General features: G+C 50.2%; 4 protein-coding genes and 2 pseudogenes. 2 read left to right on the forward strand and 4 right to left on the reverse strand.

What is annotated here, in order from left to right:
* Nucleotides 1-47 precede the first annotated feature (47 nt).
* Nucleotides 48-167, reverse strand: a pseudogene (locus BMX22_RS17075) (hypothetical protein); the annotation flags it as partial.
* Between the two features lie 82 nt (nt 168-249).
* Complete coding sequence (gene lepA / locus BMX22_RS13370; RefSeq protein ID WP_074742925.1) at nt 250-2,052, reverse strand: translation elongation factor 4; 1,803 nt, start codon at nt 2,050-2,052, stop codon at nt 250-252.
* A 148-nt stretch (nt 2,053-2,200) separates the two neighbouring features.
* Here lepA and BMX22_RS16940 point away from each other — a divergent pair, with 148 nt between their 5' ends.
* Nucleotides 2,201-3,172: a GrpB family protein gene (locus BMX22_RS16940; RefSeq protein WP_318259751.1), complete on the forward strand. Its 972-nt coding sequence runs from the start codon at nt 2,201-2,203 to the stop codon at nt 3,170-3,172.
* Between the two features lie 63 nt (nt 3,173-3,235).
* Here BMX22_RS16940 and BMX22_RS13385 read toward each other — a convergent pair whose 3' ends face one another.
* Nucleotides 3,236-4,174 (reverse strand): hypothetical protein, encoded by a 939-nt coding sequence (locus BMX22_RS13385; RefSeq protein ID WP_074742926.1) that lies wholly within the window; start codon nt 4,172-4,174, stop codon nt 3,236-3,238.
* 334 nt (nt 4,175-4,508) lie between these two features.
* Here BMX22_RS13385 and BMX22_RS13390 point away from each other — a divergent pair, with 334 nt between their 5' ends.
* Nucleotides 4,509-7,004 (forward strand): hypothetical protein, encoded by a 2,496-nt coding sequence (locus BMX22_RS13390; RefSeq protein WP_074742927.1) that lies wholly within the window; start codon nt 4,509-4,511, stop codon nt 7,002-7,004.
* A gap of 106 nt (nt 7,005-7,110) precedes the next feature.
* Here the strand turns inward: BMX22_RS13390 and BMX22_RS13395 are convergent.
* Nucleotides 7,111-7,294, reverse strand: a pseudogene (locus BMX22_RS13395) (IS110 family transposase); the annotation flags it as partial.

Here is a 7,294-nt window from a genome sequence, read left to right on the forward strand (position 1 = left end):
AAACGTTTGAAAAAGTGCGGGCGAGCGGAACTCGCCCCTACAGCCGCTTACGAATCAAGCTTGAGAACGCTCATGAACGCCTCCTGCGGCACCTCTACGGTACCGAGCTGCCGCATGCGCTTCTTGCCTTCCTTCTGCTTTTCGAGCAGCTTCTTCTTTCGGTTGATTTTATCATGTAGGGGCGCATTCCGTGCGCCCAATAAAACGTTTGAAAAAGTGCGGGCGAGCGGAACTCGCCCCTACAGCCGCTTACGAATCAAGCTTGAGCACGCTCATGAACGCCTCCTGCGGCACCTCTACGGTACCGAGCTGTCTCATGCGCTTCTTGCCTTCCTTCTGCTTTTCGAGCAGCTTCTTCTTTCGCGTGATATCACCGCCGTAGCACTTCGCGAGAACGTCCTTGCGCATCGCCTTGACTGTCTCGCGGGCGATTATCTTGCCGCCTATCGCCGCCTGTATCGGAACTTCAAACAGCTGGCGCGGTATGTTCTCCTTGAGCTTTTCCGCTATTTTTCGGGCTCGCGTATATGCACTGTCTGCGTGGATGATGAAGCTCAGCGCGTCGACTATCTCGCCGTTGAGCAGGATGTCAAGCTTTACAAGCTTGGACGGCGTGTATCCGAGCATCTCGTAGTCGAAGCTCGCATAGCCTTTGGTGCGCGACTTCAGCACGTCGAAGAAGTCGTATACTATCTCGTTCAGCGGGAGCTCGTAGTGAAGCTCGACACGCGTATCATCAAGGTATTTCATATCCTTGAAGACGCCGCGCCTGTCCTGACAGAGCTCCATTATGTTGCCGACGTAGTCCGACGGCGAGAGTATGCTCGCCTTGACCATCGGCTCCTCGGCTGTCTGTATGAGGGCAGGGTCGGGATAGTTGGTGGGGTTGTCGATGTACTTCACTTCGCCGTTCGTGAATGTGACCTTGTATATTACCGACGGAGCTGTCGTGATGAGGTCGAGGTTGTACTCGCGCTCAAGGCGCTCCTGTATTATCTCCATGTGGAGCAGCCCGAGGAAGCCGCAGCGGAATCCGAATCCGAGCGCGACTGACGTTTCGGGCTCGAAGGAGAGCGACGCGTCGTTGAGCTGGAGCTTCTCGAGTGCTTCGCGCAGGTCTCCGTATTTCGCGCCGTCTGCAGGGTATATGCCCGAGAATACCATCGGATTCACCTTGCGGTAGCCCGGGAGCGGCTCGTCACAGGGGGCATCGTCGTTGGTGACAGTGTCGCCGACGCGGGTGTCGCCGATGGACTTGATAGATGCCGCGATATAGCCGACTTCGCCCGCTTCGAGCGAGCCGTTGTTCACAAGACTGGTCGCGTCCATGAAGCCTGCCTCAACTACGTTGAAAACGGCTCCAGTAGCCATGAGGCGGATGTTGTCGCCGACCTTCACGCGTCCCTCCTTCACGCGGACGTAGATGATAACGCCCTTGTATGAATCGTAGTAGCTGTCGAAAATAAGGGCTTTGAGCGGCTTTTCAGTATCGCCCTTGGGGGCGGGTATGTCGGTGACTATGCGCTCGAGCACCTCCTCGATATTTATGCCCAGTTTCGCGGAGATACGCGGCGCGTCCATTGCGGGGATGCCTATCACGTTCTCGACCTCGTTGCATACGCGCTCGGGGTCTGCGGAGGGAAGGTCTATCTTGTTTACGACGGGTACTACCTCGAGGTCGTGCTCTATCGCAAGATAGGTGTTCGCGAGTGTCTGCGCCTCGATGCCCTGTGAGGCGTCAACGACGAGTATCGCTCCCTCGCACGCCGCCAGTGAGCGGCTGACCTCGTAGTTGAAGTCAACGTGACCCGGGGTGTCGATGAGGTTGAAGATGTAGTCCTCGCCGTCTTTGGCTGTGTATTTCAGGCGGACGGCGCGCGCCTTTATCGTGATTCCGCGCTCGCGCTCGATGTCCATATTGTCGAGGAGCTGGTCCTCCATGTCGCGCACGGCGACCGTCTCGGTCTTTTCGAGGATACGGTCGGCAAGCGTCGATTTGCCATGGTCTATATGAGCAATAATGCAGAAATTCCTTATCTTATCGTTAGCCAAAATGATACCTCTCTTCGCATATTTATACAGTATTATTATAGCATAAAGCCGAAGAGAATGCAAGGCTTTTTTGTCGGCTGTTCACCGTGCCGATGTTGACAACTCTATGCCGCTGAGGTATAATCAAAATAGAAATTGAGGTGGTAGTATGCACAAGGTCTTCGGCATTAAGGAAAACGAGAAATACTACGACAGGGAGGGCGCTTATATCATTCCCGTCCGCGGAGATACGGTCGACGTGGTGCGCACTCCCAAGGGCTATTTCCTGCTCGGCGGAGGAATAGAGAGCGGCGAGTCCCATACCGACTGCATAGCGCGCGAGTGCCTTGAGGAGGCGGGTTACGCGGTATCAGTCGGGGAGATGGTCTGCTCTGCCGAGACATACTGCTATCATGAGAAATTCGGCTTTTTTCACCCGATACAGACCTACTACCGCGGCGAGCTCGGTGAGAAAATATCCGCCCCGACAGAGAGCGACCACGAGTTCATGTGGGTCAGATACGGCGATATCAAGGGGAGAATGTTCCTCGCCATGCAGGACTGGGCACTTGCAAAAGCCTTCGGTAAGCGAACGGAGCTCGGTCTGTGCCGCGGTGAGGTGGCGGTCGAGCCGCATAATGATGCGTGGGTGACAGCCGCTCAGCAGACAATTACTGCACTTCGGGAGCTTCTTAACGGTGCGGCTTCCGATATTCAGCACGTCGGGAGCACGGCTGTACATGGCATCTGCGCAAAGCCGATAATCGACATAGCGGTCGGTGCGGCGGATTTGGGTGACGTCCTCGCGCTGAATGATGTCCTCGCGGAACACGGATTCATCTTCCGCGGACATGACGTGCCCGAGCAATACCTCTACGTCTGCGGCGGGTTCGACTACAGGACGCACCATGTCCATGTCGTGCGGTATGGCTCGGAAGCGTGGGAAAACTACCTGAATATGCGCGATTATCTCAACTGTCACAGCGTGGACGCGCGCGCCTATTCCGAGCTCAAGCGCAACCTCGCGGAACAGTACCCCGACGACAGAGACAGCTACACAAATATGAAAAGCGCCTTTATCAGCGATATACTGGCAAAGGCACGTGAATGGAGAATGGATCCGTGTCGGTGGATACCGTGATCCTTCTCTTTTCATTATTCGATCAGAGGGCTTGGCAGAAGATGTTCTGTCAAGCCCTCTTTTTTACGTGTAGATGAGCGCGCCCGCCTCCTCCATGATGTTTAGGAGGTAGTAGCGCGCTTCGTCGCGCAGCTCGGGCTTTGCCATGTAGTAGAGGTAGGTCTCTATCTTGTTGAAAGTGCTGGCTGTGCGCCCCTCTATCTTGAACTGCTCAAAGCCCATAGGCACGTACTTTTCCCATATCGCCTCGGGGGAGATATGTGTTGGCAGGTCGCGTATGCCGTAGATATTGCGCTTTGAGTACGGGCAGTCGCGGAAGTTGTGCGGGTCGCTCTTGGCAATGTCAAACGGCACGTTCGGATACTTTTTGATGTGTGCGCAGAAATCTATCTGTGCCTGTCCGATGTCCTTGTAGTGCTGAACACGCATGGGACATTTCGGCTGACAGCACGCATTTACAAGCAGCTCGACGTCCTGCTTGCGCGGGAGCTTTTCGAGTATGTCGAATCTGTTGTTGAGGTCGTAGTCCGCGACGACGACGTTGTAGTCCTTCCCGAGCTCCGCTGTGAGCGCCTCTTCGGAGTCGAGCCGCTTGCACGTTGAGCTCGTAAGCTTGTACTTGGGGTAGTTCCTGCGGATGTAGTCCTCAAGCATCTGCGACGCCACTATCACCTCATTCATGCCGTTGTTTGCAAGGTTCAGCATCATGTTGCAGCGCTCGTCGCTGAGGTGCTTTTTTTCGAGCATCAGGTTCGTGAACGTGAAGCGCAGAGGTATCCCGCGGTCGTTGAACTCCTTGATGACGGCTTTCATGTATGCCTTGTCGGAATTGCCGCCCTGCGACCTGCCGCCGTTCCACAGACACGGCGGGAATACGCCGTAAACCGAGGCTATCTCGACTCCGTCGCGGAAGTATTCGGGATGCTGCTTCACCATATCGGCGAAAAGCAGGTTGAGCTTGAAACTGCCCGAAAAATCAGGAAGATGAAAACGTACTCTCATAGGCTGTCTCCTGTGAAATTATTTGGACGGTCGGGTCCCGAAAACGATGCTTCATCAGAACTTCAGGAGCAGATCGCCGCGTCATTACTGATATTATATAATCATTTCGGAACAATGTCAATACGGTGCATTTCATATACCAAAAGTAATATCTGGCACGGTTTCTCCTTGGTGCAAATTATGGCGAATATTCGCAGAATCATTGACTTTTCTGTGTAATTATGATATAATTGTTACATTGGATGCGCGTGAATGGAAATGATAGTTAAATCTTTGTTTTTGACATCATGCCCTTCGCATTTCAGAGAAAGCTTTAAATCACGGAGGTTTTATCATGTTTGAGAAAAAAGATCATGTCGAAATAATGAGAGATTGGATCAATTCCGATATTTTTCAGTATATACTCAAGATCATAAACGAAGAGGACGGATTGAAAAAAGATGAGTGTGACAAGCTCAATGCCGCTGTGGCAGCGCTGAACGCAGATGACGCCGACAAGCACATGGGCGCTATGGCCGACCTCAGCTCTTTGATGAAAAAATTTGCTGATAATATCACAAACAAATCATATGAACCAATGAAGGCATTCGTTAAGCATACAGCTTTTATCGCTGACGAACTGTGCGGAAAGGATTCTTTGCTCTATACGAATAATGTCGGGAGCTGGCTGCTCGGTACCGACGTAATAAAGACTACTTCTTTCCCCAACTTCAAAAACGAAAAGTACTTGCAGTCAATCAAACAAATGAATGTCCCTTTTTCAGCGACCTTCAACATTTCTCTCGGTGAAAGCCAGCTTGCCGACTACCTGAAAGCAACCGAAAAGCGCTGCGAACTCGAGAAGAAAACAAGGAACAAGTTCCTTGACGCGGATACCAAGGCAAGCTTGAAGGAAGAAATGAAAGCTTCCTGTGACTCGGTAAGGGCGTCTCTGAGAACCATTGAGGATAACGCAACAAGAGGAAATTACAAGCTGCTCTCGGCTGATGTCGTCTCAGACGAAGAAGTACGTATGAACGAGCAGGAGATCGCTCTCGATAACGGCTGGGATGTTTCAAGAATAAGTGATGTAAATGTCATCTATTCCGTATTACAAAGCAATTCTGTCCTGACGCACATCAACAGCCAGCTCAAACTGGACAAGATACCCGAGCTCGAGAAATTCTTTGAATACAGCGATCAGCTCAGCAATGTAAAATTTCCGAATATGAATAATGTTTTCGTTTTCGAGAAGGGAAATCCAACTATCGATCAGGATGGCGTGAACGAGTGCTACGCCGACTTCTTCAATATTATGAAGAAGCTGAGCGCCGAGGCAACGAAACCCGAGGTCAGGAAAACTGTGAACAAGCTCGTCGAAAACGGTTATCTTCCCAAGGATTCAAACGATATCCTGACAGGACTCGTCAATCAGGATAACAAGTACACCTTTGCTCTTGAAAACACCAATCTCATCGGCAAGAGCTTTGTACCGCTCGATAAGGAGAAAGGTGCAGAAGCCTCGCTTTACAATCAAGAGCTGCGTCATAAAGCTAATATCAGACTGATCGACAGCTTTAAGGAGTCGGTGGACGAATTCGTAGAAGACGCAAAAGCACTGTACAGAAATATGCGTGTGCTCACAATTAATAATCCCAAGGCTTCTCAGCAGTTCCGCGAAATGCACTACGCTTTTGCCAGAGCAGCTTCCATAAACGCCGAAGGTCAGTCGCCCGAAGAGATAATGAAAATAATAGACGACCTCTCCAAAGCAGGCACGAAATATGTCAGCGAGAGAGGCAAGAAAGCCAATGCCGAAAGACTCGGAGTCGGCAAGAAGATCGCTAAACTCGCAAAAAGTACGCACTCCACGCTGAAAGAGCAGATAAAGGATACTTATGTCGGTATTAGCGACACCATTAAAGTGGTGGATATGGAGGAATTCAACGGCAGGACAGTAAACGACAAGAATATAACGCTCCGCACTGAGCAGCGCAATAATGTAGAAGTTTTCAAAAATAAGACTCTTGATCTGAAAAATGCTCTCAAAAACAGCATGGACGTTTTCACTTCATCAGGTGTGGAACACTATTACTCCAAGGACTCTTCGTCTACGTTCAAGGCGCTGTATAATGCTTGTATGTACTTTTCCGAGACTGAAGTAATGTATGACAAAAATCCGAAAGAAATCGTTGAAGCACTGCAAACGATCGCAAAGGCTGCCGACGATTACGATAAAGAACACAGCGGTATCTCAAACCTCACCAAGGGCGTCAGCGGAGTCGGAAGACAGAGAGTCAATGCCGCCCGCCTGCTCAGCAAGGAGATCAAAAAGGAACTCCCCGATCTTATCGCTTATTGCTCAAAGCTGCATGGCATTAAAGAAAATGAAACGCTCAGACATTACAATAACAGGACCTTACTCGAGAAGAAAAACTATGATCTGCCCCAAGAGGAGCGTCTTACCGATGAACAGATAGAAGATGAGATCGAATTCCAGAAAAATTACAACCGGAACAAAACGATCAAAAACGAAATAGAATACCAGAACACTTTCAAGAAAAACGGTATTATTCCAACAAAAGAGATAGTCGTCAATAATATCGCTGCATTGCTGCTCGCGGAAAAGCACGGAGAAAAGGCACTGCTTAACGCCGTAGAATATGATGAAAAGAAAAAAGAACTCAATAAAGATGATTTCGTTTACGAGATCGTTAGTGATGAATCCTTGTGGAATAAAGAAAATAAGCTCGACGCTAAAAAGGCTCTGGAGAAATACAAGGAAGCCGTGCTCGAGCGTGAGGCTCAAATAAAAGAGTCCCACGGTAAAATGTCAATAGACAAAAAGTAGAAAAAACAGTGAGGAAACCGTATACTCTGCCTAAAAAGAGACAAAAAAGGCATCTCCTACTAAAGCCCGCACCGAAAAAATTTTTCGGCGGGCTGGAGTTGCCGGATTAATATTCCTCCGGCGGGATATACAGGCGGTTAGTCTTCAGCAGTGTATAGACTAACCTGACCAACTTTCTGGCAGTGAGAGCGAGTGCGCGTTTATGATTGTGCTTGTTAGCCTCTTTGTATTTGAGAGCGTAGAAGCGCTTGAACTCCGGGTCGCATCTTCTCAGAGCGTTTGCAGCTTCG

Origin of the sequence: Ruminococcus sp. YRD2003 (assembly GCA_900109435.1) — a bacterium.
GTDB lineage: Bacteria > Bacillota > Clostridia > Oscillospirales > Ruminococcaceae > Ruminococcus > Ruminococcus flavefaciens_G.

Bases quoted from the DNA above. Each gene is read 5' to 3' on its own strand.
- BMX22_RS16940 (WP_318259751.1), top strand. From the start codon at position 2,201: ATGCACAAGGTCTTCGGCATTAAGGAAAACGAGAAATACTACGACAGG.
- BMX22_RS13385 (WP_074742926.1), bottom strand. From the start codon at position 4,174: ATGAGAGTACGTTTTCATCTTCCTGATTTTTCGGGCAGTTTCAAGCTC.
- BMX22_RS13390 (WP_074742927.1), top strand. From the start codon at position 4,509: ATGTTTGAGAAAAAAGATCATGTCGAAATAATGAGAGATTGGATCAAT.